Origin of the sequence: Gordonia sp. 852002-51296_SCH5728562-b, from assembly GCF_001665475.1 — a bacterium.
Taxonomy (GTDB): Bacteria; Actinomycetota; Actinomycetes; order Mycobacteriales; family Mycobacteriaceae; genus Gordonia; species Gordonia sputi.
On record NZ_LZMI01000109.1, the window covers coordinates 48,772 to 74,450 of the forward strand.

Here is a 25,679-nt window from a genome sequence, read left to right on the forward strand (position 1 = left end):
CTCCCAGCCAGCCCCACGTCCCTCAAGAGTTGCGCCCGGCCGCCCCACGGCCCCGGCCCGCCGATCGAGCCCCGCCGCTGATCGAGCTTGTCGAGATCACCCGCCGGGCCCAGTGGTCTCGACCTGGGTGCTCGCTGCGCTCGCGCCCGCTCGACCAGCGAGGCTGCTGATTCACAGTCGGGCCCGGCCCGCCTATTGAGTCCCACCCCGATGATCGAGCTTGTCGAGATCGCCCGCAGCGTGCGTACACAACTCGGTCGTCAGCGCGACGCCAAGACAATAATCTCCTCGGCGCCCCGCTCACGTCACGATTGTGTACGCACCCGGCCGCCCTAGGCCTTGCGGCCAGTGTGCACCGCGGCGATCCCGCCGGTCAGGTTCTGCCAGCGCACGTCGGTGAACCCCGCGTCGCGGATCAGGTCGCCGAGGCCGAACTGGTCGGGCCACGCCCGAATCGACTCTGCCAGATACACATACGCCGCCGGATTGCTCGACACCTTGGTCGCCACCGCGGGCAGCGCCTTCATCAGGTACTCCATGTACACGGTGCGGAAAGGCCCGAAGGTCGGGGTCGAGAACTCGCAGATCGCAAGTCGCCCACCGGGTTTCAGCACACGGCTCAGCTCGGCCAGCGCGAGTGGGACCTCCTGCACATTCCGCAGCCCGAACGAGATCGTCGCGGCGTCGAACGATCCGTCCGCAAACGGCAACGCCAGCGCGTCGGCCGCAACCTTGGGAACGTCACGGTCGGCGCCCGCCTTCAACATGCCCAGCGAGAAATCGGCGGCGATGCACGTCGCTCCCGACTCCCCCAGCTCGACGGTCGAGACAGCGGTCCCCGCCGCGAGATCGAGCACCACGTCCGACGGGCCCAGCGCCAATGCTTTGCGTGTCGCCTTGCGCCACCGACGATCCTGCGCGAAGGAGAGCACGGTATTCGTGATGTCGTAGCGCTTCGCGACGCCGTCGAACATCGCGGCGACCTCGGCAGGCGCCTTGTCGAGACCTGCGCGGTCGGTGATGGCCATGCCGACCACGCTACTACCCGGCCAACAGCTCCGAATCGGTCAGTCCGCTCTGTCCTGCGATCGCCGCGCGGTAGTGCCCAACCAGTTGCTCGCAGATCGCGGGCCAGGTCCGATCGCGCACCGCTGCAAGCCCTGCCCGACCCATCGCCGCGCGATGCGTATCGTCGCGCAGCACGTCGATCACCTCGGGCAACTTCGCCGAGTACGACGCCGGCTCGAGCAGATATCCCGTCCGCCACGCCGACACCAGATCACGCGGCCCACCTGCGTCCGGCCCGACGACCGGCAGCCCGCTTGCCATCGCCTCCTGGATCGCCTGGCAGAACGTCTCGTGCTCGCCCGCATGCGTGAAGACGTCGAGGCTCGCGTACGCACGAGCCAACTCGACACCCCGCAACTCCCCGGTGAACACCGCGTCGGGCAGCAGCCGCGTCAACCTCGCACGCTCCGGTCCGTCGCCGACGATCACCACCCGCACCGAGTCGTCGTGCGCGAGTGACGCCAACCGCTCGACGTGCTTCTCCGGCGCCAACCGCCCGACGAATCCGACGACCAACCGCTCCCGATCACCCATCCACTCACGACGCAGCGCCTCGTCCCGTCGCGTCGGATTGAACAACTGAGTGTCGACGCCGCGCCCCCATCGATACAGGCGCGGAACACCATGTGCGCCAAGCGATTCCAGTGTCGCACTCGAGGGAACCAGCGTGCGGTCGCACATCTCGTGCAGGCGCCTGGTGTACCGCCACGCCGCGCGCGAAGCCATCCCGAGCCGGTATGCGTCGGCGAACCCCGCGATGTCGGTCTGAAACACCGCCACCGTCGGGATGTCGAGGCGTCGAGCAACCATCGCCGCGGCCCCGCCCACCACGAACGGCGACGCGAGATGCACGACGTCGGGCTGAAAATCACGCAACGTCCGATACAACACGGGCGCGGGCACCCCCACCGGCAACGACGACACCCGCGGCACCTTCACCGACGGCAACAGGTGCACCGGCGTGCGCCGACCCACCAGTCGCGGACCACGTTCGACGCCGCGCGCCGAGTCGGGAGCGATCACCACAGCCTCGTGGCCGTGGCGTTCGAGGTGGTCGATGACCCGGAGAACCGAGTTCACGACCCCGTTGACCTGCGGAAGGAAGCTCTCGGCGGCGATTGCGACGCGCATGCCGCAAGAATCAGCGGCCGAGGTTTCCGGCAACCTCGGCCGACGTGTCGGGTCTCGAAACTCCGCGTGAAGTCTCGGCGGTCGACGAGCCGGATTCTGAGCCCGCAGACTGGACCTCGGCTTTGACCTGGGCGTCGCCGGACTGGGCCTCCGCCCGGTCACCGTCGGACTGGGCCTCCGCCCGGTCACCGTCGGACTGGGCCTCCGCCCGGTCACCGTCGGACTGAACGCCTTCGGAGTCAGCGTCGGCGTCGTCCCGCGCCCCGCCGTCCCCCGCGCGGTCGGACCGGTCGTCGGGCTTGGCCTCAGCTCCGTCGTCAGCCTGAGCGTCGGGCTTGGCCACCGCTTCGTCGTCGGCATCGTCCCGCGCGGTGCGCAGGGCGGCGCGGCGTCGGCCCCAGCGTCGGGAGAACTCCGCGACGCCGAGCATCAGCGCCCCCACGACGATCCAGCCCAGCACAGCCACCGACACCGCGGGCACGATCGAGAGCACCGCGGTGCGCCCGGTCGGTTTGGCGAGGTCGGGGTTTGCGGTGCTGTAGTCGACGCGAATCCGCTGGCCCGCGGTCAGCTCCGTCGGGTACAGCAGGCCAAGGCGCGGACTGTGCACCGAGCCGTCGGGCGTCTGGAAGTACGCGTTGGCGTGCAGCCGATCGGCGTACACGACGTCGGCGGTCACCGTGGCTTTGTGCGCCTCGATCTGCGCGTCGTTACGAAAACACGCCACGACCAGCACCAGGCACATCGCCGTCACGACCAGCCCCAGCGTGAGCAACACCTTCTGCACACGCCGCAGGATGGTCGGATTCATGGCTGCCAGGATAACCGTCGGGCCCGACGCCCCCGTCGAGCGCGGCACCCTCGCGCAGAAAACTACGTCCTACGGGCCGTCGACCTGTACCGGTACACCCCGACCACCCCAGGGCCGCACTTTTCCGCGCGCACCCCGGCCAGCCCAAGCCGCACGGCCCAGCCAAACCCCAGCCCGGAAGCCAGGCCCAGCCCTACCCCGACACCCGAGCGGCGATGGCGGCGTGGACGTCGCGCAGTCGGCCGCGGTCGGTGACAACCTCGACGACCTCGATGCCCCCGGCGTCGGCGGGCAGCTCCTCGCCCAGCACACCCGCCAGCTCGCCCAGCGACACCCGACGATGCGCCACCCGCATCCCGGCGCACAGAGCGGCCAGGTCGGTGCGGTGCGGCGTCCCGAAGACCCGCTCGTACGCCCCCGACAACGCCCCGGAGTCGAGCCGCGGGTCGCCCTGCTCCAACAGCCCGAAGATCCCACCGCCATCGTCGTTCGCCACGACGATCCGCAACGACGAGGGGCGCGGCTCCCCCGGCCCAATGATCAGCCCGGTCGAGTCGTGGATGAACGTCAGGTCGCCCATCAACGCGACGGTCGACGCCGCACCCCCGGCCAGCGCAGCGCCGATGGCCGTCGAATTGGTCCCGTCGATCCCCGCGACGCCGCGGTTCGACAGCACGCGCACACCCTCGGACACCCGACCTGCCAGCGCGACGTCGCGAATCGGGTTACTCGCCCCGACCACGAACTGATCACCCGCCGACAACGCGCCGCTCACCACGCGCGCGACGTGCAGCCCGGTCGGCGGCCCCGGCTCGTCGAGCACGGCGTCGACGGCCCCCAGCACACGCTGCTGCAGGGCGGCGCACTCCTTGAGCCATTCCTCGCGCGGCTCGCCGCTGACCTCCGCGCGCGTTCCGGTCGCGTACACGTTGCCCGACACGTCCGGCCAGCGCGGCCCCGTGGTCAGCGCATAGACGCGCACCTCCGGGTCGGCCAGCAGCCTCGACACCCCGCGATGCAGCGTCGGACGTCCACAGATGATCGCCTGCTGCGGCTTGATCGACCCGAGCGCCAGCGGGTGCAGCGGCGTCGCGGCGTGCGGCGCCGTCGGCTCGGCGACGGTCGGCACGCCCGCCAACTCCGGATGCACACCCGACCCGTGACCCGAGATCACCACGGTGTCGAGCGAGAGATCGATCGGCAGCGGGACGTCGAGCTTGGCCACCGGCGCCTGTGTCCACGGCATCCCGCCGGGTCGTCCGGAGAACGCGCCGAGATCCTCGGACGTACTCGCGACGTCGGGTACCAGCGGCTCGCGCAGCGGAATGTCGAACTGCACCGGCCCGGCGTTTCCCGTCCGCGCACCGCGCGCAGACGCCAGCACACGCCCGACGGCCGAGCGCCACTGACTGTTCGCGTCGAGCCCCTCCTCCGCGAGCCCGATGCTGATCGCCGCCCGCACCTGCGTCCCGAAGATCCCGAACTGTTCGACGGTCTGATTGGCACCAGATCCCAGCAGCTCATACGGCCGATTCGCGCTCACAACCACCAGCGGCATGCGCGCGTAATTCGCCTCGAACACCGCGGGCCCCATGTTGGCGACGGCCGTGCCGCTCGTCATCACGATCGGCACCGGCTGCCTCGACGACACCGCCAACCCCAACGCCAGAAACCCCGCCGACCGCTCGTCGATCCGCACATGCAGCCGCAGCCGACCCTCCCGATCGGCCAGGTACAGCGCGTAGGCGAGCGGCGCGTTGCGCGACCCCGGACACAGCACGGCCTCCCGCACACCCCCGCGGATCATCTCGTCGACGATCACCCGCGCCTGCAACGTCGACGGATTCGGCCCGCCCGCCTCTGCCGCAAAAGTCGCTGACCCTGTCGAGGAATTCATGAGCTCCAGCCTATGTCCGCACCTAAAGTGATCACCGATACGTGCCGCCGGCTCGACAGAAGGTGGGCAAATGGGCTTCTACACCGATCACGTTCTGCCGCGCGTCATCAACGTGACGTGCGGCTCGTCGATGCTCGACCCTCTTCGACGCCGCGCCTGCGCACCACTCTCCGGCCGCGTCGTCGAGATCGGATTCGGCTCTGGCCGCAACGTCGGGCTCTACCCAGAAGCCGTCACGTCCGTCGACGCGATCGAACCCGCCGACGTCGCGTGGAACATGGCCGTCGAGCGCGTCACCGCCTCGCCCATCCCGATCCGCCGCGCCGGACTCGACGGCCAGCGCCTGCCCTTCGACGACAACACGTTCGACGCCGCGCTCACCACCTTCACTCTCTGCACGATCCCCGACGTCGACGCAGCACTCGCCGAGATCGCCCGCGTCGTGCGCCCCGGCGGCACCGTCGCCTTCCTCGAACACGGCACCGCCCCCGACGACGCCGTCCGACGCTGGCAGCGACGCCTCGAACCGATCCAGAAGCGCACCGCGGGCGGCTGTCACCTCACCCGTGACATTCCGAAACTGTTGACCGACAACGGTTTCGACCTCACCGAACTCGACCAGTTCTACCAACGCGGCGCACCCCGCCCTTTCGCCGCACTCAGCCTGGGCGCCGCAACCACCCCCTGAGCAACCCCCTCGCGACGCTCGTCACATCCCGATCGCTCCACCCGACCGCCCGATCACCCCCTCGCTACGCTCGGCTGTCTGCTCGCCCCCTCGCTACGCTCGGCTGTCTGCTCGCCCCCTCGCTACGCTCGGCTGTCTACTCTCCCCCTCGCTACGCTCGACCGGTGACCCGCTGGTTCCTGCTCGCCGCCCTCACGGTCGGCGTCAGTGTCCTGCTGGACCTCATCGACGTCGACGCCGCACCGCTGTTCGCAGGACTGCTCGTCGCCGCACTCCTCGCGATCGTCGGATACGCCCCGCGCCCACGCACGCCCGCCGACACAAGCACCCAAGCCGCTCCCGCACCACACCCCGACAGCGCAACAGGACCCGCCGACAAGGCCACACAGCCCGCCGCCACCGATCCGCCGACGGTCCCCCGCGCGGCGATGCTGGCGGCGCAGGGCACGGTCGGCGTCTACATCGGCACCATGGCCGATCCGACGACCATCTCCGGCCTCGGCTCCGCCTGGCTGCCGGTCCTCGTCGTCGGGCTCGGCACGCTGGCGCTGTCGGTCGCGGGCGGCGCGCTCCTCGGCCTGCACCGTGAGGTCGACGCCCTGACCGGCTCGCTCGCTCTGGTAGCGGGCGGGGCGTCGGGCCTCGTCGCGTTGACCCGCGATCTCGGTGGTGACGAGCGCGTCGTCGCGGTCGTCCAGTACGTCCGGGTCGCGCTCGTGACCAGCACCATTCCACTCGTCGCATCGCTGGTGTTCCACGCGTCGTCGTCGAATGTCGTTGTGGCTCGGCCAACATGGACAGAGCAGGCCGCGGGCGTCGCACTCCTCGCAATCTGTACAGGTGTCGGCATCCCGCTCGGCAAACTCATCCACCTCCCCGCAGCCGGCCTCCTCGGACCGATGGCGCTCGCAACCGCAGCAGAACTCACCGGGATCGCAGGCGACGCCGCCGTCCCGTCGGTCCTGCTCGCCATCGCGTATGCGGTGATCGGCTGGCAGGCAGGTCTCGGATTCACCCTTCCCCGACTTCGCGCCATCGGCCGCATCCTGCCCGCCGCGGTTGTGCTGATCCTCGCGATCGGCGTCGGCTGCGCGCTGCTCGGTGTGCTGCTCTCCTGGTGGACGGGCGAGTCGATGTTCGACTGCTACCTCGCCACCACCCCGGGCGGCATCTACGCGGTGCTCGCGGCAGCAACGGCCGCGGGCTCCAACGTCGCATTCGTCGTCGCGGCCCAAATCCTGCGCGTACTGCTCATGCTGTTCGTCGCGCCCTTCGCGGCACGCGCGGCCGCCCGCAGGCTCACCTCCTGAAACCCGTGACTGACCTGCGACGCTCCACCACCAGCGCGATGCAGCCCATCGTTACTGTGACTTCAGTCGCATATACATTGAACTCATGACCGGTGAAAGCCAGCCCGAAAACACCCCGTCGTCAGCTCCGACGAGCTCGTCCGAGGCACCTGAGATCCGCGAGTTCGACGTCGTCGTCTTCGGCGCCACCGGATTCGTCGGCGAACTCACCGCCCGCTACCTCGCCGAGCACGCCCCCGCCGGAACGCGCGTCGCGCTCGCGGGACGGTCCGAGACCAAGCTCGCCGACACCCGACGCCGACTCCCCGACGCCGCGCACAACTGGCCGCTCATCGTCGCGGACTCGTCGTCACCCGCGTCGCTCGACGCCATGGTCGCCCGCACGCGCGTCGTCTGCACCACCGTTGGTCCATACCTTCGCTACGGCGAGGCCCTCGTCGTCGCCGCTGCCACCGCGGGTACCGACTACGTCGACCTCACCGGCGAGGTCCCCTTCGTGCACTACTCCATCCAAAAAGCCCACGAGGTCGCGGAGGCCACCGGCGCCCGCATCGTGCACTCGTGCGGATTCGATTCCGTCCCATCGGATCTCGCGGCGTACGAGCTCTATCGCGGCGTGACCGACGCCGACGCCGGCGAGATGACCGACACCACGATGGTCGTCGCCGCGATGCGCGGCGGCGTCTCCGGCGGCACCATCGACTCGATGCGCGTCATCGCCGAACAGGCAAAAGACTCCAGCATCCGACGCCTACTGCTCAACCCGCAGGCACTCTCCGGCACACCCGCCCAGACCCCGCGCGCGGCGCTGTCGTCGGAGCCGAGCGACATCGGAATCATCAACGCGCACAAGGTCGACGAGTCGCTGCGCGGCACCCTCGCACCCTTCTTCATGGCCTCGCACAACACACGTATCGTCCGACGCTCCAACGCACTCCTCGACGGCGCGTACGGCAAGGACTTCCACTACGCCGAGACCATGTCTGTCGGCGGCGTCCCGGGAGTGTCGACGGTCATCGCGGGCGCGGTCGGTGTCGGGTCGGGCGCGTTCCTGGGCGCGATGTCGTTCGCGCCGACACGCGCACTCCTCGACCGTGTGCTCCCCAAACCGGGTTCCGGCCCGAGTGAGAAGACCCGGGAGAACGGCTATTTCGTGATCCGCACGTACACGCGCACGACGACTGCTCGACGCTTCCGCTCCACCTTCTCGATGAAGGGCGACCCCGGGTACAAGGCCACTGCCGTCATGCTCGGCGAGAGCGCACTGACACTGGCACTGAACCGCCACCAACTACCATCGCGCGCAGGCGTTCTCACGCCCGCAGTCGCGATGGGCGACGCACTGATCGACCGACTCCGCACCGCGGGCGCCACCATCGAGGTCACCGAACTGCACTGAAACCCAGAACCGCACCGGGTCACCGAACCACGCCTGCAGCCAGCCGCCCGCGGCCAGGACGATCCCTAGTTCGGTCGCCGCTTGTGGCGCAGCATCATTCGATCCGCCTCGTTGATCAGCACCCGCAGCGCCCCGGCGTCATCCGGCCCACATTGTGCCCACCCGATCGCGACGCCGAAGTGCGGAACTCGTGCACGTAAATGCTCCACCCGCGATCGGAACTGCGACACCTCATCCGGTCCGCCACGCGCGATCAACGCGAACTCGTCGCCGCCAACCCGTGCCGCCAGTCCGCCTTCGTCGAGCACCCACCTCAACGACTGGCCGATACCGGCGAGGTGACTGTCACCGACGAAATGTCCGTGACAGTCGTTGATGCCCTTCAGGTTGTTGACGTCGATGAAGGCGACGATCACATCGTTTCCCGACGCGAGCGCCGCGTCGACAAATGCCTGTCCGCGTTCGGTCAATCCTCGACGATTCAGCAGACCCGTGAGCTCGTCGGCCACCGCCATGTGCGCGATGGTCTCGGTGGCTGCCTCCAGGCGGCGCTCGGTGCGTCGCCAGGTCAGCGCGATCACGAGCGCTAGTACGTCCGCCTTGAGCAACTGCACGGCGACGACGCCGAGCGGGGCGGCCTGCGGATAGCACCACGCGAGCACAAGCGCCGCGACGTTCAGCCCGACGATCAGCGCAAGCGCGATGCGCGGATACGGGACGAGCGCCCCGATGCCGACGATGACCAGTAGTGTCCCGATCGACGGATAGGCGACGTGCGTGAACAGTACGTAGGCGACAGGATTCGCGGCAACGACCAGCGCCGCAACGGTCACCAGCGCAGGCGCAGAACGAGACGTGATCAGCCGCGGTCGTCGCCAGAGCGTCCACGCGATAACCGCGAGCACGACGGCCGTGACCGCCGCAACTGATGACGCAGGACGCGCCCCCGGCGTCGGATCGAGCGTGACCTGGACAGCCGTAACCACGACGAACAATGCCGCGCCGAGGGCCACCGTGATCGCGAGCCGGTCGTCGACCACCGAATGTTTGTCCATATGGCTGTCGCTCCCCTTGGTACACACGAACCGTGGGATATGGACAATCCCCGGACGCGGACGCCCCTCCCGCCCCTCGGAATGCTACGGCTGACCAGGCTTCAACTCAATGAACAGCGAATCCAATTCGGCACAGAGACGATCGCCGTCGTGGAGCGTGCCCTTCACGAAGGCCTTGCGTCCCTCGCGCTTGTCGACCCAGGTGCGGCACGTCAGCGGCGTCGACAACGGTGTCAGCGAACGGTATTGGACCGTCAGGTACGCGGTGCGGGTGACGCCGTTGATCGCGAGCGCCGACGCCATACCGCCGAGGTCGTCGAATGCAACCCCTACCTGGCCGCCGTGCGCCGCGTTGTTGCCACCGAGGTGAAACGGCCGAAAGGTGACCTCGGCGACCACTCCGTCGGCACTGGCCGACGAGATCACGTAAGGCGGGAGGGTGATGTTGCCGCGCGCAGGCAGGTCGACGCGGGTCCCCGCGGGGGTGTGCCACTCGTCGACCTGCACTTTTGTCAGTCGTTCGTTGAGGGCGGTTATTTGCTCGAGCAGCTCCTCGGTCTCCGCACCCTCGGGGCTCGCGTAGCGAGCGAGGTCCATGAGCCGTCGAATCTGCTCGTTGAGTTCGCCGTATCGAGGCCCGCCCCTGTCGGTGGTGACCTCGATCCTTGCGCGGAAGCCGCCCTCGTGGGGTGTCTCGTCGTCGGAGCGGATGTCCCAACCGTCGCGCGTGTCAGATGCCATCTGGCCACCGTATATGGCAGGTCGGGATATGAGCCGGTCAGCCCTCGTGCTTGTCGGATTCCGAACCGCTGGCGACACGTCGCGGACGAGGTGCTTCACTCCGGTCACGCTGCCTGATCACAGCGCCGATCACCAGGGCGACGACGACCACCGAGATCGTCACCCAGGCGACGATCACGATCGCGATCACCTCGAATGACATGCTTCAAGGGTGCCAGACGGGGCTTCGCGAACGCCACTCATTGGGCAACTAAGGTCAGTACCCATGACCTCCGGTGATACCCAGCGCGCAGCAGACCACCCGTTCGACCCCACCCAATGGTCCGCCGTGGCGGGGTTCGACGACCTCACCGACATCACCTACCACCGCCACGTCGGCACAACCCGCGCCGACGGGATCGTGCGCATCGCCTTCAACCGGCCCGAGGTCCGCAACGCCTTCCGGCCACACACCGTCGACGAGCTCTATCGCAGCCTCGACCATGCCCGACGCAGCCCCGACGTCGGAACCATCCTGCTCACCGGCAACGGCCCGAGCCCCAAGGACGGCGGCTGGGCCTTCTGCTCCGGCGGCGATCAGCGCATCCGTGGACGGTCGGGCTACCAGTACGCGACGAGCCACGATTCCGATGTCACCCGAGCCGACGCGACCGGAGTCGACGAAGCACGCGTCAAGGCCGAGGGCGGCCGACTGCACATCCTCGAGGTGCAACGACTCATTCGCACCATGCCCAAGGTCGTGATCGCGGTGGTCAACGGTTGGGCCGCGGGCGGCGGACACTCGCTGCACGTCGTCTGCGACCTGACACTCGCCTCGCGCGAGCACGCCCGCTTCAAGCAGACCGACGCCGACGTCGGCTCGTTCGACGCCGGATACGGCAGCGCCTACCTGGCCAAGCAGGTGGGCCAGAAATTCGCGCGCGAGATCTTCTTCCTCGGCGAGGCGTACGACGCCGAGACCATGCATCGCATGGGCGCCGTCAACCGCGTCGTCGACCACGCCGACCTCGAGCGCACGGCCATCGAGTGGGCGCGGGCGATCAATGGCAAATCGCCGACGGCCCAGCGCATGTTGAAGTTCGCCTTCAACCTCACCGACGACGGCCTGATGGGTCAGCAGGTCTTCGCCGGCGAGGCCACCCGCCTGGCGTACATGACCGACGAAGCCGTCGAGGGCCGAGATGCGTTCCTGGAGAAGCGTTCTCCCGAGTGGGACGCCTTCCCGTACTACTACTGAGCGTGCACCGGAGCTACAGCTGCTCCGCCCCGAACGGTCTGGGCGCACCGAAGTAGATGCCCTGCGCGAAATGGAAACCCAGCTCCTCGACGCCGGTGAAGTCGGCAAGCTGCTCGACGCCCTCGGCCACGGTGGCGACGTTCATCGTCTCGGCCATTTCGCAGATTGCGTGCACCACCGCACGGTCGGCCGGATTGTTTGCGATAGCCGAGATGAGCGCCCGATCCACCTTGACGACGTCGACCGGCAGATCCCGCACGTACCGCAGAGCCGAGAATCCCGAGCCGAGGTCGTCGATCGAGATGGTGCAGCCGCTCTCGTGTAGTCGCTCGACGGCACGCTGCGCCTCCGTGTCGAAGTCGATGACCTCGTTTTCCTGGACCTCGATCCAAATCTGACCCGGGCCGAGGCCGTACTTGTCGATCTCGGTGACCACGTGATCGACGATCGTCTCGTCGACGAGCTGCTGCCGCGAGAGGTTGATGCTGACGAACGCGTCTGGGCCACACAGCGGTGTGATCGACTCGTGAAGCGCACGGACCGCCTGCGTCACCCCGTTGCGGCCGATGGGCACGATCGTCGAGGTCTGTTCAGCGACAGCGAGAAAGTCGCCGGGCAGCAGCACACCATCGGCCGTCACCCATCGCAACAGCGACTCGAATCCGACGATCGCGCCGTCGGCCATCCGCACGATCGGTTGGTAGAACTGTCGGAATTCTGTCTCCGACGAGCTGGTCAGTCTTACGGCGAGGTCGATGTCGCCTTCGAGTCGCTCATACGTAGCGGGCCCTGCGATTGCCATTCGACGCTGCGATTCCAATGCCAGGCAGAGAGCGGCATCGGCCGACGCACGAGGCTGTCGGCGTCTGCACCCGACACCGATCCACTCGAGATGCCATAGGCGAAGTCGACGAAGACGCGCGCTCCCTCGACGTCGACGGACGTTGCCGCGAGACCCCTCCGCAGGGTGGCGAACAGGGCGTCGAAGCCAGAGCCGCGCGGTAGTCGCAGGAGCCATTCAAATCGGTTCCGGAAGTCCAGACCCACGTCCGGCCCCATCGCGTCGACGAGTTGAGAGACCACGGTGCGCGCCGCCGCCTCGGTCCGCTCGCGGCCGTAGACCGCACATGCTCGGCGCTGCGGATCGGCGAGGACGGCAACGACTACTTCGGGAACAACATCGCCCCCGTAGTCGAACTCCGCCCTCTCCACGCGTGCAGTTTACGATCAACGCGGCGGATAGGTGTGAGTTGGATCCAAGTACCGTAATTATACTAACTTAATTGCCGATTACAGTAAGCAAACTATGCGTCTGAGCAGCAGTTTCGCAGCAATGTAGGGCGACTTTCAGCCCTTCTTCAAGCGTGTGGAGTGCCAGGGCTCGTCCGCTGTTCGGGCCACCGAGGCGGCGTCGACTAGGGTCGAAGGCGTCGAATTCAAAGCCGGAGGACATACCACGTGACGTCGATCGACCCGACGGAGTCCGACGTCTCCGAGCCCCGCACCGGTTCCGAGACTTCTCGCCGTCGACGACGTCGCGTCCGCGCGCTGCTGTCGCTCCTTGTCGCGATCGTGGGCCTCCTCGCCACGTATGCGGGTGTGGGCTATCAGCTCTTCTACCGCGACCACTCCGACGCTCCGCGCAAGGTCGATGCGATCGTCGTCCTCGGCGGTGAACACGACGGCCGGGAGGAGTACGGCCTACAGCTCGCACGCGAGGGGTACGCGAAAACCGTGCTGATCTCGAATCCGTACAGCAGCGACCCACTGCTGAAGAAGTACGTCGGCGACAAGCCCGACAGCCAAGCACTCATGCAGCGCGTCTGCACATCGGGGACCGCCGAGATCGAGGTCATCTGCTTCAACCCCGATCCGTCGACGACGCGCGGCGAGGCCATGTTCACCCAGCGCGTGGCCAAGGAGCGGCATTGGCACTCCGTGATCGTCGTCAGCTGGCGCTTCCATCTGGTCCGCGCGCGTTACATCTTCGGCCAATGCTTCGACGGCGACGTTGTGATGCGTTCGGTACCGCGCGACTACCCTGGGTCACCGCTCTACTGGGGGTGGCAGTTCGCCTACCAGTACGGTGGGATCGCCAAGGCCGCGGTCTTGGGATGCCAAGACTGAGTCTCGGCCGTCGCGGATCCGTCTGCGCGTAGCCGGCCGTCGCAACCCTCAGGCCACCACATCCGAGTCAGCCGAGGCATCACTCGTCATGCCGAGCGCGGACAACGTCTCGGCAATCACGACCTCCCGCATCACACGGTGAAACGCTGTGTGATCGCCGGTATCCACATTCCGCACAAACGACGCTGCCTCGCGTCCGGTGCGGCGGGCGATTCCCTGCTCCCCTGCCTGCTTCTGGAAGACCTCGGTATCTCCCGGCGAGAGCACCACACGGGTCGCGACGCCGCGGTTGTGCAGCGAGAGAAGCATCATCGCCGGGTCTTCGATCAGTGGCACCCGGGTGACCTGCGCGAACAACCAATTGGGCAGGAAACGGGAGAGTAATGCAGACACGTGAATCGCCAGCATGTGCACCTTACCCACGACCTTGCGCGCTCGATCCGAGCGTGCCTCCGCGCTCAGCAATGCGCGTTCCACAATCCCGTGGGATCTCAACTTCCATCTCAATGGACAGATGAGGATCACGCTCGAGTCGACCTCTGATCGCATGGCCGCATTCGCAGACATCCACGCGCCCAGGCAGATCCCGGCATGCAGCACGTGCGCACCGTCGTCGAAGGAGATTTTTTCCAACACCTGCATACCGTCGTCGAGATAGTCCGACGAAAAGATCTCGATCAGCTCATCTTTTCTCGTCACCGGCCCTGCTTCGGCGACCCCGACGCGGTCGTATCGAATTGCCCTGCCGCCGCGTGCCGCGACCGCGTCCCCGGCTTCTCTCCAGAGTCGCGCCGGACCGAACCGCGACTGCCTTCCGAGTGAGTGCGCGACGAAAACGGCAGCCGGGTTCGACCCGACAGGACGTGTATCCCATATGACGTCGCCCCGGGGTAGCACTATCACCGTCGTCTCGACGGGGGTGCCCGATGCCGTTCGGCCGAAGATGGCAGACATGTTCGGCGTGAATGTCACCGCACGGCGAGCGACCGGCAACTTCGAATCGAGCCACGCGCAGATCGCGTCGACGGCGTCGAAGGGCAAGTCCATCCGGTTTGCGTCCGTCGGCTCACGGAAGGCAGGTTGTCCGGGCACATCGATGACGTCGCATCCCGCCGACGCGGCTTCGTCGACGAACGTCGACGACCGATCGTCGGGTTCAACGACCAGCAGCACGTTGTCGGCATGCGAGCGCAGGCGGGTTGGGTCAATCTTCCGCTGCGAGAGTTCCTGCGCCGCAACAGGGTTGAGAGACAATCCGAGCAAATGGATGTCCGGGTGCGTATCTTCGGGACCCTGGCTGATCACGTTGTACATCACCTGTTTGGCACGCACGAACGCACGTCCCCGCACCACGGGATCCCACAGCACCAGAGCAGAGGCGGAATCCAGGACCCGCTCCCCACTGCAGGCCAGGAGAGCTCCGACCCGGTGCCCGATGACGGCCACATCGTCGACACCGCATGCCTTCACGTAGTCGAAGGCAGCCGCCAACGTCCGGTCCCAGTTCGAGACCGCATCAGGCTCGTTCTGTTCGCCATACGACTCACCGGTATTCAGGTAGTCGAATCGCAACACGAGGAAGCCGTGCTCAGCGAGGCCGTCTGCCAGAAGTTTCGTGCCGCGGATGGTCTCCTCCTGCTCGAGACCGACGCTGGGTGCAATGACCACTCCGGCGCGCGCCTTGCCGTCAGGCGGAATGTGAACAGCACCGAACGCCGGCCGCTGATCGACATCGAAGTAGGTCAACTGCGATGATGAGGCATTCATTACCGATCCAATCTATAGCGAATCGTTCGTAACTCTGGATTGCCAGTCCCGCACACTCCTGGTTCGCAGAAACCTTTGCGGGGCAGCGTCTCTCGCACCTCGCCACTCTCGATTCTGCTCGCCGACCCCGGCGAGGGCCGCTGCACGATCTTCGGTTGGGGCATCCCCGTCTGATGCGCTGCCACTCTCCTCGGCCGCGCCCTCGACCTCGTTCTCCGATTCGTCCGCGTCATAGACCTCGGGCTCAGACTCGGGTTCGTCCGCGTCATAGACCTCATGGACGTCGTCCTCGACCTCGGACTCGGGTTCACGACCGTCGTCGACGGGGCCGTCGACAGCGCCCGGAAGTTCACTCTTCACAGGCTCGACGTCTGCGGCGGGTCCTGTATCGGCCTCTACGGCAGCGGCACTCGCCGAAACAGACAGCTCGTCCGACACCGACGTGACTGCACCCCGATCGACGACGAGCACACTTGCGACATTCTCGACCCCGGCATCGCGAACGATATCGACGGCGTCCCTGTGGTCAGACCCCAGCGGAGTGCCCGCGGCGGCCAGCACCAGCACCGCATCAGCCAATTCACCCAACACCGCAGCAACACTCGACCGCAACGCGGAGGGCGCGGCGATGACCACGGCTCCGTCTTCCACGCGCTGTGATACAAAGTCGCGCATCGCAGACGTGGCAGCGATCTCACCCGCACCCCGTTCGGACACCGCGAGCGTGAGCGAGTCCAGTCCGGTGTCGACCACCAATGTGTCTGCGGCACTTCCCTGTTGCATTCCGACCGCGAAGTCGGGACGCCCGTCCGTCGCCGATCCGCCGACCAGATCGATGACCGTGGCCCCGCGCCCCGTCTCCGCCACCGCCGCGCCGTAGGCGAGTGCGAATCGAGTGACAATCAGCGATGCAGCCTGGTCGTCTCGAGCCGACGACGAGGTCACGACGATCACCCGCGGCCGCGTCTCGCCGCTGGCCTCCACCTGGGCGCGCAGTCGGCGATAGCCGTCGAACCAGGTTGTCTGATGAATCGAATCGAGCGAGTCCATGGGGTAGACGTCGAAAGTCCCGTAGGCGCGCGTACCGGCGGCTTCCGCCAACTCCTCTCGACTCTTGTTGCGTCCGGTCCAATATCCCCACGATGCCGCAGCGATCACGCCCACCACGAGCCCTGCGAGCAGTCCGTACAGAATGCAGTTCACGGTGTTCGGGAACGACGAAACGGCCGACTCGTCGGCTTTACTCACCTGAGTCACCATCGAGCGCGGCTGGCTCTGTCCTGCGGGGGTTTCCAGCTGCCGAACGTAGCCGATGAACTCGCTGGAGACGGTGTTCGCGATCTGCACCGCAACCCGCGGATTCGAGTTCTTCACAGACACATTCACCAACACCGTCCGGGGAATGGTCGTGGCAGACACCGAATTCATCAGCTCCGCAGGTGTGGTCTGCAGCCCCAGTCTGTCGATGACGCGATCGGCGACCTTCTCACTCGTGATCAGCTGGGCGTACGAGATCGCACGCTGCTGCGAGAACTGATCATTCTGATAAGCCTCCGTCGAGCTCGTTCCGCCGGAGGCGGAAATGAAGAGCTGGGACGTCGCCGTGTACTCCTTGGGAACCACTTTCCCGATAATGGCTCCGCAGCACACTCCGATTACCGCTGCCAACACGACCACCCACCAGAGCTGACGAAGTCGGGTCCGGCGGAAGAGTTTCCTGAAATCCATTTTCACTCTCTAACTAACGCCACTCGAGGAAGGCGTGTCTCTCGGTACCACCTCGGCGGCAGTTGTTTCTCCGGATACGTCCTGGCTGCTGTTCCCGGTTGATCTGTTCCCGGTTGAACTGTTTTCTGACTGCGCGGCTATCGCGGGGATTTGGTAGATCAGTCCCACGCAACGCCCACCAATTGAATCCACTTCCTCACGCAAAGAAGTGAGCTCTTCCACGGTCGTTCTGCCCTGCCCACAGACGACGACGCAGATCGGACCGATTCGCGCGATCCGCACGGCGTCGCTGCGCCTGTAGGCGTCGGGCACGTCGAGGATGACCCAGTCGAATCGAGCACGTAGGTCATCGATCAGGCCGGACACACGTGGATCGTCGACCACACCGCCGGTGACATCAGCGAACTGCCGCCCTGTCGGCACGATGTGGACGCCATTCCAGGAGGCGAACTCGGGCACAGAGCTTGCATCGCGCTCGAGCACGTCCTCGATGGTGGGCGATCCGGCAAGATCAAACTCGGTCTGTAATCGCGCTTCTCGCGCGAATTCCAGTACCACCACCGACTTTCCGGCCTGAGCTGTCACCATCGCAAGCGCGAGCGAGTACGGCGTCGCGTCGTCGGCACGACCGAGGATCTCCACCACTCCCCCCTGAGGCGCGAAATCGTTCACCACGCCGCGCAGGATTCGCGCGTTCTCGAACAACACGTCGGCATGAGCATCTTGGACCGGATCGACGCTCGTCGGCGCCTGCGATTCCACCAGCACTCTCGACGCCGACGCTGCTGCCGCATCCTGCGCCGTACGCACCCTCGTGTCGACCAACGCGCGGATGACCGCGCCCGCCAATCCCAGGAACAAACCGAGAACCGCCGTCGCACCCAAGACCATCCACGCCGCAGTACCCGCTGGGGTCCCGCTGACCGTCGGCGACTGCACCACGTTCAGTTCGGCACGCGGATTCAGCGCTCCCGGAACACTTTCCAGGTCGTTGACCCGCTGCTGCAACACCGGTACGTAACCCTGGGCCGCAACCAATGCGGTCTGCGGCGACGACGTGTCCACCGTCAGAACCAGAAGCACAGACTCTGTCTCAGGCTTGAGGGCGGTGCTGGCGGCCAGCACGCCCGGATCGATGTCGAGACGAGTCTTCGCGACGACTTCGCGAGCAAGGTCGAGACTTTGTCCCAGAGGCACGTACGACAGCATGCGGGCACGTGCATACGCGTCCCCCTGATACTGCGTACCGGCGTCGTCGCGAGGTGTCGATACGAAGAACACCGCTGTTGCCTCGTACTTGACGGGCTTCAGTAGCAGATAGCCCGCACCGAGACCGACGACCACCAGCGTGATGACGACGACGACTCTCCACCACTGACGGATGGCGCGTGCATACTCGCGCAGGGTGTCGTTCATTTTTCCTGCCCTGCAATCGGTTCCTGCCCTGCAATCGCATTCGCCAGCGCGGGGGCAAGCCTTTTGCCGAGCAGTTGGTGCCCGTTCGCGTTGGGGTCGATCCTGTCGTCGGCGAGCAGCGATGATCTCTTGATCCCCGACAGCCAGCCGAGCCGAGCGGGATCAATGAGGGCTACGTCGTTGAGGTCCGGCGTCGAGGCGAGAATCGACCGGATCAGATCTCCGTATGTTCCGTCGCCGTGTGGCACCTGGACCGCCATGCGCGTGACGAAGAACGGCGCTATCACCACGAACTTCGCTTTCGGCCAGACCTGCTTGGCCTGCTCCAACGTGTAGGTGAACACGTTGCTGAAGTAGGTCTGCCCGAAGCGCACGTCGTTCCTTCCACCGTCGAACACGATGACGTCGGCACGGAACTTGCTCTGCGCCTCCGGAATTCGTTCGATAATCGATGTCGAGTCGGGCTCAGTCCCCCCGACAACGGACGGCAGTCGTTGGCCGTCGCCACCTGAGATGAACCCAGTCGCTGGTTGCGCGCTCAGATTGCAGTCCATCTTCAGCGCCGCAGCAGCCAGGCAGGCGTAGCCGGAGTCGGTTTCGAATCCGGGGCCGATGGTGTAGTCGTCACCAAAGAAGAGCACTGACTGCCTCACGCTGGGAGCGGATGTCGTTTGCCCGACCAACTCAGCTCGCGCGGAGACGGGCTGCGCCGGACGCACGAGCACCGCGATCACCAACGCACCGACGACAACCGCGATCGACGCGATGGCCATCGCGTAGCTGCGCTGCCACCCGGTCATTTCTTGCCCTCGATCGGCGCGGTCACGAGTGGTGCAAGATGCGCGGCCAGTGTGCGTTGCCCCGCGTCGGTGAGGTTGAACTCGTCTGGCTGCACCGCGCCGTCTCCGGCAAGCCAGCGCTGATAGACGAGCTCATCGAAAGGCACGCTTACCGAGTCTGCCGCCGCCTGAACCGCTTTGGATATGCGTACCGCGACTTCAGTCGGTCGCGGGGTGTGCCACATGGGCCCTAGTACCACAAGCTTGGCGTCGGGTGCGCGTTGCCCGATTCGCACGAACAGGTCACGGGCCGCCTGGCTGATGATGCTGGAGGACTTCCCGAGATCGGATATGCCTCCGAATACGACGATGAGGTTCGGGCGCGCGGCGAGCGCTTGCTCGAGCTGGGCCGAGAATGGTCCGCTCTCACCCTCGCCTCCGACGTAACCAGAATACGGCCGGCTCACATTGGCAATCACGTACTGATTGCCTTCGGCGAACACCGACGGCCAGTTGGTCGTACCGTTGACGCCAGAACTCCACCCATCGCCGATGACTGCGATCCGCGCAGGCGACGACTGCGCAGTCGCGGCGACACCTGCCGGACGTTCCCGAGCCACCGCAAAGGCTCCCGTCGCACCGACGACAAGGGCGAGGAACAGCATGCCGAACTGAGCGATGGAACGGCCAAAGAATCCGTGTGCCAACGGCTTCGACAATGTCCTGCGGTTGATCATCGTGGTTTTCCCCCGAGCAACGGGCGTCGTGACAGTGTCGGATTGCTCCGGCACATGCTGCCAATCGACGGCCGTCCGCTCCCTCAGCAATTTCGGTATCCAGATCACGTCCGGAATCAATTGCGCCACCAATACCGCAATAGTCGCGGCGATGACGACCCCCACACCACCATAACGTGATCCCAGCCAAATACCCAGCACAATCGAAATGATTGCCATCCCGGTTATACAGAATGACTGAAATCGCGCTTCCCGGGGCGTCGTCAGCATGACTCCGGCAGGCAAATGCAGACATTGCACGACGAGCAGAGCGGCGAAAGCCACTGCGATGGCGTGTGTGGCCACCAATTTGTCCCCGGAGAGCACACCGGTGGCCCACGGGCCCAGGATTGCCATTCCCAGACCGGCCATGGCCGCAACTATCGCGAAGATCCCCGCAGCTGCCAGCAGCAACTTCATCGTCGCCTTCGGATCGGCGCGCCGTTTCACGAATACCGGCCAGAGAGCGACGCCTGCCGTCGAGAAAACCATCCAGCATATTGCGTACACCTGAGCCATGAGTGCGTACTTCGACAATTCCTCCGGGGAGGACACATGCGAGAGGATGATTCTGTGGGATTGCAATCCGAGCGGCAGACCGACGCTGGCGACGAAGATCCACAGCGACCCTGCGAGAAGCTTTGTACGTCGATGATCCTCGTCAGGTGGCTCCAGAATCGTTCGCACGCTCAGCCCGGAGGCCCGGAATGCGACCACCGACGCAATGAGGCTGCCGGCGAGAACACCTGCGGCGCCCGAGACTGCGTACCAGATCGGCGGAACGCCAAGCAGGTACAGGATGCACGTGGACGCGAGCGTGAACAACGAGTTCACCATCGTGAGCAGCACCGCAATGTGATTGCGATCGATCCCCACAAGAATCCGTATGCCGATACCTGCCGGGATACCCAAGGCGAAAAGTATTGTCGCCGCAGTGATCGCGTACCGATCGGCGCTACCGGAGCTGCTGCCCAGCAACATCGCCCACGAATTGGTTGCCATGAGCACGAGCGCGAGACCGACTATGCCTGCCGCAACCATGCCGAGCACGCGCACGGCGCGACGAATAGTGTTGACAGCCAGTCGGTCTCGCGACAGGTAGCTGGAACGTGAGCACGCCGTCGTGACCACCGCGCCGATTCCGAGGTCGGCGAACGGCAACAGCAGGCTGAAGGTGGTGACGAGCGAGACCAGACCGAATACAGCTTCTCCGGTCTGGCGCACGATCAGCGCCGTGTTCGCCAGCCCGATCAGCGCGACCGCAGGAGTACCCACGATCCGGAAGAGGGTGCCGAGCAGAACAGACTTCTGTTCTGCTTTACCCAATCCCGTGCTGTCGAGAGGCAGCTTCCACTTACTCACAGCACAACCTATTCGCTATCTGCGCCGTGCTTGGAGAGTGCGAAGACGACCGTTGCGAGAATCTGCCGATACCGCGAGTGCAGGCGCGCCTTCCTCCGGGACCCAAAGGGATAGACACCGAACAGATCCCACCCGCGGCGGAGGTCGTCGAAGCTGTCCCGCATCGGACGAATCGATCCAGCACCACCGCTGTCGAAATCGCATACGACCCGCGCCACGGTGAGTGGCGGTTTCACCAGGGTTGCCCGGAACAGGTACAGCTGATCAGCGGCCAGCCCGAACTCGAGATCATAGGGTCCCAAGGCCTTTGCGAGGTCGGCGCCGATGACTGTCGCCTGATGCGGGATCGGCTGCGATCCGATCATGAACTGATGCGTGTCGAACGGGACGGCACCCCAGACAGTCGGCACCGGCCCCCGCCGACCGATCGCGCGCACTCGTCCGTAACCCCAATTGGCCCGCGGTTGACCTTCAGCGCTCAGCAGAGTGACCATCGAATCCACGGCATCGGGATCCGCAAAGGCGTCGCCCGCATGCATCAGCCAGATGAGGTCGCCGGTAGCCTTCTCGATCCCCTTGTTCATTGCGTCATAGCGACCGCCGTCTGGCTCTGAAACCCAGTGGTCTGGTTGCGGTTCCAAACTCTGCAGGTAATCGGTTGTCTCCTGTCCGGAGCCTCCGTCGACGATGATGTGCTCGATTTCGCCCGCGTACTCCTGTGCGCGCAAACTGTCGACCGTCTTGTGCAGGCCTGCAAGATCTTTGAAGCAGATGGTGATGACGGAGACCTTCGGCGGCGACGCGGTCTCGGTCTCGACGGGCGCCGGCAGGGTTGCCGGCGTGATGGTATTCGGTTGAGATTTCACTTGTTTCCTTGATCGTTGCCACACATTGCGCATGTTCACCAGCGCAGCTCTCGGGACACCCGTTGCGGCGTAGGCGACGGCGTAGGGTCCCGGGCGACCGTGACGGATTCCCGCACGCACCGCCGCCAGCGAAGACTTGCCCGCGCCCGCGTGGATCGCAGCGGTCATCGGACTCGTGAACAGGTAGTCGCCCCGGACTCGCGCACTGCTCTCCGCGAGATGCGTGAGCCCCCAGTCGATGTACTCGTCAGTGCGGTTCTTCGACGATCGCGACACCGACTCCGGTGGCCGCCCGTAGCGCACGAGCGCTTCAGTCGCTGATTCGATCCGCACGTCGGGAATATCGGTCTTGACCTGCATCAGCCATCGGGCTTCGTCGTGAACCGAGCCCGCCGACACACTCAGCGGCACCTTGTCGACGACGGAACGGGAGAAGATCATCGTCGACGCCTGCACTCCCGAACCGCCAAACCGCACCCCGTCGCGGAACGTGAACAGGTAGTCGTCGACACGCAGATCGGAGGTGATCAGTCGTCGAGGCTGCAACAGGTCACGCCCGTTGACGCGAGTAGTGCAGCGGCAGGCCACAATCCAATGCTCCGTATGCGGACGCAGTTCAAGCTGCCGAGACAGTTTTTCAGGCAGCCAGATGTCATCGTCGTCGAGCAGTGCGATGACACTTCCGGTGCTGTGCGCGACTCCGATATCACGGGCGATCGAAGGCCCCGATGCCGGAGTCGGCGTGTGCAACACCACGATTCGGTCGTCGTCTGGCACATCCGGCGCGCACGCCGCATCGACGACGACGATCACCTCAGCGACCGGGTAAGTCTGGTGCAGAGCAGACGTCACAGCGTCGTACACGCTGCTGCGTCCGACGGTGGGGATGATGACCGAGACGCGCTCAGTACTGGTGATCATGCGTGAGCCGCCTTCCGGTGAGGTTCCGAGCCGCGAAAACTGTTGCGAGTATCGCCAGCATGGGTAAGAGGTTGTAGTTGATCGGCGAGAACAGGAGGTCCCATAGGGCCTGTGCGGACATCAACAATGCGGGCGCTGCCCAGACGCCGTATCGAGAGACGTTCCACACGATCGTGAGCGCCGCAACGAACAAGAACCCCGGCAGCAGCGCGGCGAAGACTCCACCCTCGGCCCACGACGTCAGGAACACCGAGTGCAACGACGTGGAGCCGTTCGGCAGGCGCCACATCGACTCGATCGGAAGGCTCGGGTCGAAGCCCATCGTGATCGCCAGCGACTTCCCATGCTCGAAGACGGCCGGGGGGATCAGGTCCGCGCTACCCCATCCGAGAATCGGGCGGTCCATGATCGCCGCGATCGACAGCGGCGATTCGGTACGACCGGCGAGAATCACCGGCACGCCGGCGACCTCCTGTGATTGCTGCTTGAGCTGTACCGACTGACCCGCGAGCCCAGATTCGGCGACAAATGTGACGATCGACGACGTGAGGTAGGCGAGCACGAACAGCGCCAGCATCTGGATTCCGCGATGCAAACGTTTTCCCACCCAGCCCACAAAGAGCGCGCTCGCAACGAAGAAGCACACCAGGGCATGTGATCGGAAGTTCTGAGACAGGCTAAAGCCCGCAAGAGCCACCATGAATGCGATCTGCATCGCCAGAGTGGCCTTGAACCGAATCAGTAGATACAACAGGGCAAGGGAGACGAAGGGGGCGTATCCGTACTTCCACTTGTCCTCGAAAGTGTTGACATTCACCAGCGGAAATCCGACAACCGCGAAAAACACGATCGATCCGACAGCGATACCGAACGTCAAAGCGAATATGCGCGTGAGACTTCGACCGGCGAGTACCACAAACCCGGAGAAGTACAGCGCAAATGAAGCCCATTGGAGAACGCGCTGGTCGCTCGGCGCCACACCGTTGACGAGCGCGGACGCCCCGTACGACGCGCATCCGAGGCACGCGAGCGCCAGCACCCACGCTGTACCTGGGGTCAGCCTCACCAGCAGAATTGCCGGAGCGACCAGCATGCACACAGCACTCAGTCCGGTCAGCGTGTAGCCGAGCACCGGGATGACACACGTGGCCCCCGCTAGGATTAGGGCACACTCAGACAACCCGCTGCCGAGAATCCGCTTCCGCGCTTCAAAAAGCAGTGGACCCCTGCGAGCCACCCCTAACGGCTCATAGACAGCCGTCATCGACATTTTCCGCACACTTGGTTCCCCCCCCAAGAGATTGCGCGACACAACAACAACCGTCGGTCGCGCCTCAACCATACTGCATTTCTGCTTCGACATCACGATCAAGGAATGCCGCTTCTCTTAGCTGCGCGAACATTGGTGGTGTCGCGCACTTGAGGTGCACGTTGGTGCAAGGTACCTTCGAGCAACACAAACTAGGAGGTCGGACAGTTGGCGTCCCCTGATCGCGCCACCTCTTCGCACGCTTGGAAGATCAAGCGCCCCGCGTTATCGGTAATCACAATGACACTGGTAGCAATTGTGATCTTGTGCACCTTTGAGTTCGTGAGTCCAGCCCCTCTCGCGTCCGGTCAGCAAGATGCCCCACGTCCGGCACTGGGCGTCAACTCGATCACGCTGCGAGAACCGGCCACGCGCAATCGTGATCTCGATCTCATCAAGAAGGATGGGTTCACTTATCTTCGCGTTCCGGTCGAATGGCCCATCGTCGAGGCGAGCCCCGGCGTCTACGACTGGTCTGAGTCGGATTCCATCATTCGGGGTGCGCGTCAACGCGGATTGCTGGTGATCGGCGTACTGACCTACACACCGTCGTGGGCCGCAGTGCCAGTCGGACCGGAGTACCTCCACCCCGGCCCCAAGTCAGCCGGGCCGTTCGCGAACTTCGCGCGATTGGCTGCCGAGCGCTACCGGGGACAGGTGAACGCATGGGAGATCTGGAACGAACCGAACATCGTGGCGAGTTACGCACCACGAGCGGACGCCACCATGTACTCGTCCCTGCTCAAGGCGGCGTACCCGGTGATCAAGGCGGCTGATCCGGCAGCGCTCGTCCTGACCGGCGGAACCGCACCGGCCGTCGACTCAGCCACGCAGATCTCACCCGCGAGTTTTGTAAGAAGCCTCTACCTGAACGGGGCGGGCAACAGTTTCGATGCTGTCAGCATGCATCCCTACAGTGGCACGGCCAATCTCAGCGCACCCACGGTCGACCCCAGCTCGTCGCAGCTTGCCATTTCCGCCGTCACGGCGACCCTCGCCGCGAACGGGCAGAGCCAGAAGAAGATCTGGTTCACCGAGTTCGGTGCGAGTTCTTCGGCCACCTATCAGTACGGCGTCTCCGAGGCACGGCAAGCCGAAATTCTCGCCGACGGAATCAGCTACCTCCACAGCCTCCCCAATAGTGGACCCATCATCATTTTCGATTACCGCGATTTCGACTCGAGCAGCACCAATGGAGAGTTTCATTTCGGGCTGCGTCGCACCGATTTCTCCACCAAGCCCGCATACTTCGCGGTGCGCAACCTTTTGGCCACGATGGGGCCGTAGATGC

General features: G+C 65.3%; 22 protein-coding genes. 6 read left to right on the forward strand and 16 right to left on the reverse strand.

Going from position 1 to position 25,679, the window contains the following annotated elements; translation table 11 throughout:
- Positions 1-332: 332 nt before the first annotated feature.
- The 4 genes from A5766_RS18540 to menD all read right to left on the reverse strand — a co-directional run bounded on the left by A5766_RS18540 (position 333) and on the right by menD (position 4,907).
- Positions 333-1,028 carry a demethylmenaquinone methyltransferase gene (locus tag A5766_RS18540; RefSeq protein ID WP_039856312.1) on the reverse strand — a complete coding sequence of 232 codons (696 nt, stop codon included), beginning with the start codon at positions 1,026-1,028 and terminating at the stop codon, positions 333-335.
- 13 nt (positions 1,029-1,041) lie between these two features.
- Positions 1,042-2,199, reverse strand: coding sequence for a glycosyltransferase family 4 protein (locus A5766_RS18545; protein WP_064905862.1), 1,158 nt, complete (start codon positions 2,197-2,199; stop codon positions 1,042-1,044).
- Positions 2,200-2,209: 10 nt separating this feature from the next.
- Positions 2,210-3,010 carry a DUF3592 domain-containing protein gene (locus A5766_RS25570; protein ID WP_064905864.1) on the reverse strand — a complete coding sequence of 267 codons (801 nt, stop codon included), beginning with the start codon at positions 3,008-3,010 and terminating at the stop codon, positions 2,210-2,212.
- Positions 3,011-3,203: 193 nt separating this feature from the next.
- A complete protein-coding gene (gene menD, locus A5766_RS18555) occupies positions 3,204-4,907 on the reverse strand; it encodes a 2-succinyl-5-enolpyruvyl-6-hydroxy-3-cyclohexene-1-carboxylic-acid synthase (protein WP_064905866.1) in 1,704 nt (567 codons plus the stop codon).
- Positions 4,908-4,977: 70 nt separating this feature from the next.
- Between menD and A5766_RS18560 the strand changes: the two genes are divergently transcribed.
- The 3 genes from A5766_RS18560 (at position 4,978) to A5766_RS18570 (ending at position 8,304) form a co-directional block, all read left to right on the forward strand.
- Complete coding sequence (locus tag A5766_RS18560) at positions 4,978-5,595, forward strand: class I SAM-dependent methyltransferase (RefSeq protein WP_064905867.1); 618 nt, start codon at positions 4,978-4,980, stop codon at positions 5,593-5,595.
- Between the two features lie 164 nt (positions 5,596-5,759).
- A complete protein-coding gene (locus A5766_RS18565) occupies positions 5,760-6,905 on the forward strand; it encodes an AbrB family transcriptional regulator (protein WP_064905869.1) in 1,146 nt (381 codons plus the stop codon).
- An 85-nt stretch (positions 6,906-6,990) separates the two neighbouring features.
- Entirely contained in the window at positions 6,991-8,304 is a 1,314-nt protein-coding gene (locus A5766_RS18570) for a saccharopine dehydrogenase family protein (RefSeq protein ID WP_064905871.1), read from the forward strand.
- 65 nt (positions 8,305-8,369) lie between these two features.
- Here the strand turns inward: A5766_RS18570 and A5766_RS18575 are convergent, their stop codons facing one another.
- The 3 genes from A5766_RS18575 to A5766_RS24755 all read right to left on the reverse strand — a co-directional run bounded on the left by A5766_RS18575 (position 8,370) and on the right by A5766_RS24755 (position 10,302).
- Positions 8,370-9,359, reverse strand: coding sequence for a GGDEF domain-containing protein (locus A5766_RS18575; protein WP_064905873.1), 990 nt, complete (start codon positions 9,357-9,359; stop codon positions 8,370-8,372).
- A gap of 84 nt (positions 9,360-9,443) precedes the next feature.
- The gene (locus A5766_RS18580; RefSeq protein WP_064905875.1) at positions 9,444-10,100 is read right to left on the reverse strand and encodes a PaaI family thioesterase; all 657 of its coding nucleotides are present in this window, start codon (positions 10,098-10,100) and stop codon (positions 9,444-9,446) included.
- A 37-nt stretch (positions 10,101-10,137) separates the two neighbouring features.
- Positions 10,138-10,302, reverse strand: a complete 165-nt coding sequence (locus A5766_RS24755; protein WP_197501546.1) for a hypothetical protein — start codon at positions 10,300-10,302, stop codon at positions 10,138-10,140.
- A gap of 63 nt (positions 10,303-10,365) precedes the next feature.
- Between A5766_RS24755 and A5766_RS18585 the strand changes: the two genes are divergently transcribed.
- The gene (locus tag A5766_RS18585; RefSeq protein ID WP_064905877.1) at positions 10,366-11,337 is read left to right on the forward strand and encodes a 1,4-dihydroxy-2-naphthoyl-CoA synthase; all 972 of its coding nucleotides are present in this window, start codon (positions 10,366-10,368) and stop codon (positions 11,335-11,337) included.
- Between the two features lie 13 nt (positions 11,338-11,350).
- Here A5766_RS18585 and A5766_RS18590 read toward each other — a convergent pair whose 3' ends face one another.
- Entirely contained in the window at positions 11,351-12,139 is a 789-nt protein-coding gene (locus A5766_RS18590; RefSeq protein WP_231894722.1) for an EAL domain-containing protein, read from the reverse strand.
- Positions 12,079-12,549, reverse strand: coding sequence for a hypothetical protein (locus A5766_RS25160; RefSeq protein ID WP_231894723.1), 471 nt, complete (start codon positions 12,547-12,549; stop codon positions 12,079-12,081). Before A5766_RS25160 ends, A5766_RS18590 begins: the two co-directional genes overlap by 61 nt.
- A 246-nt stretch (positions 12,550-12,795) precedes the next feature.
- Here A5766_RS25160 and A5766_RS18595 point away from each other — a divergent pair, with 246 nt between their 5' ends.
- Positions 12,796-13,464 carry a YdcF family protein gene (locus A5766_RS18595; RefSeq protein WP_442902974.1) on the forward strand — a complete coding sequence of 223 codons (669 nt, stop codon included), beginning with the start codon at positions 12,796-12,798 and terminating at the stop codon, positions 13,462-13,464.
- Positions 13,465-13,512: 48 nt separating this feature from the next.
- Here A5766_RS18595 and A5766_RS18600 read toward each other — a convergent pair whose 3' ends face one another.
- Genes A5766_RS18600 through A5766_RS18630 form a run of 7 tightly spaced genes read right to left on the reverse strand, consistent with a single transcriptional unit; the run spans position 13,513 to position 24,211 of the window.
- On the reverse strand, positions 13,513-15,231 hold the full coding sequence (locus A5766_RS18600) for a hypothetical protein (protein ID WP_064905879.1): 1,719 nt from the start codon (positions 15,229-15,231) through the stop codon (positions 13,513-13,515).
- A gap of 12 nt (positions 15,232-15,243) precedes the next feature.
- On the reverse strand, positions 15,244-16,959 hold the full coding sequence (locus A5766_RS18605; protein WP_082965567.1) for a Wzz/FepE/Etk N-terminal domain-containing protein: 1,716 nt from the start codon (positions 16,957-16,959) through the stop codon (positions 15,244-15,246).
- Between the two features lie 9 nt (positions 16,960-16,968).
- Positions 16,969-18,375 (reverse strand): Wzz/FepE/Etk N-terminal domain-containing protein, encoded by a 1,407-nt coding sequence (locus A5766_RS18610; RefSeq protein WP_064905882.1) that lies wholly within the window; start codon positions 18,373-18,375, stop codon positions 16,969-16,971.
- Complete coding sequence (locus A5766_RS18615) at positions 18,372-19,175, reverse strand: SGNH/GDSL hydrolase family protein (RefSeq protein ID WP_064905884.1); 804 nt, start codon at positions 19,173-19,175, stop codon at positions 18,372-18,374. Before A5766_RS18615 ends, A5766_RS18610 begins: the two co-directional genes overlap by 4 nt.
- Positions 19,172-21,292, reverse strand: coding sequence for a GDSL-type esterase/lipase family protein (locus A5766_RS18620; protein WP_064905886.1), 2,121 nt, complete (start codon positions 21,290-21,292; stop codon positions 19,172-19,174). The genes A5766_RS18615 and A5766_RS18620 overlap by 4 nt, the downstream gene beginning before the upstream one ends.
- A gap of 8 nt (positions 21,293-21,300) precedes the next feature.
- Entirely contained in the window at positions 21,301-23,079 is a 1,779-nt protein-coding gene (locus tag A5766_RS24075; protein WP_082965568.1) for a glycosyltransferase, read from the reverse strand.
- Positions 23,063-24,211: a hypothetical protein gene (locus A5766_RS18630; protein WP_082965569.1), complete on the reverse strand. Its 1,149-nt coding sequence runs from the start codon at positions 24,209-24,211 to the stop codon at positions 23,063-23,065. The genes A5766_RS24075 and A5766_RS18630 overlap by 17 nt, the downstream gene beginning before the upstream one ends.
- A 459-nt stretch (positions 24,212-24,670) precedes the next feature.
- On the opposite strand from A5766_RS18630, the gene A5766_RS18635 reads away from it, so the two are divergent.
- A complete protein-coding gene (locus A5766_RS18635) occupies positions 24,671-25,675 on the forward strand; it encodes a cellulase family glycosylhydrolase (protein ID WP_197501548.1) in 1,005 nt (334 codons plus the stop codon).
- The last annotated feature ends 4 nt before the right edge of the window (positions 25,676-25,679 follow it).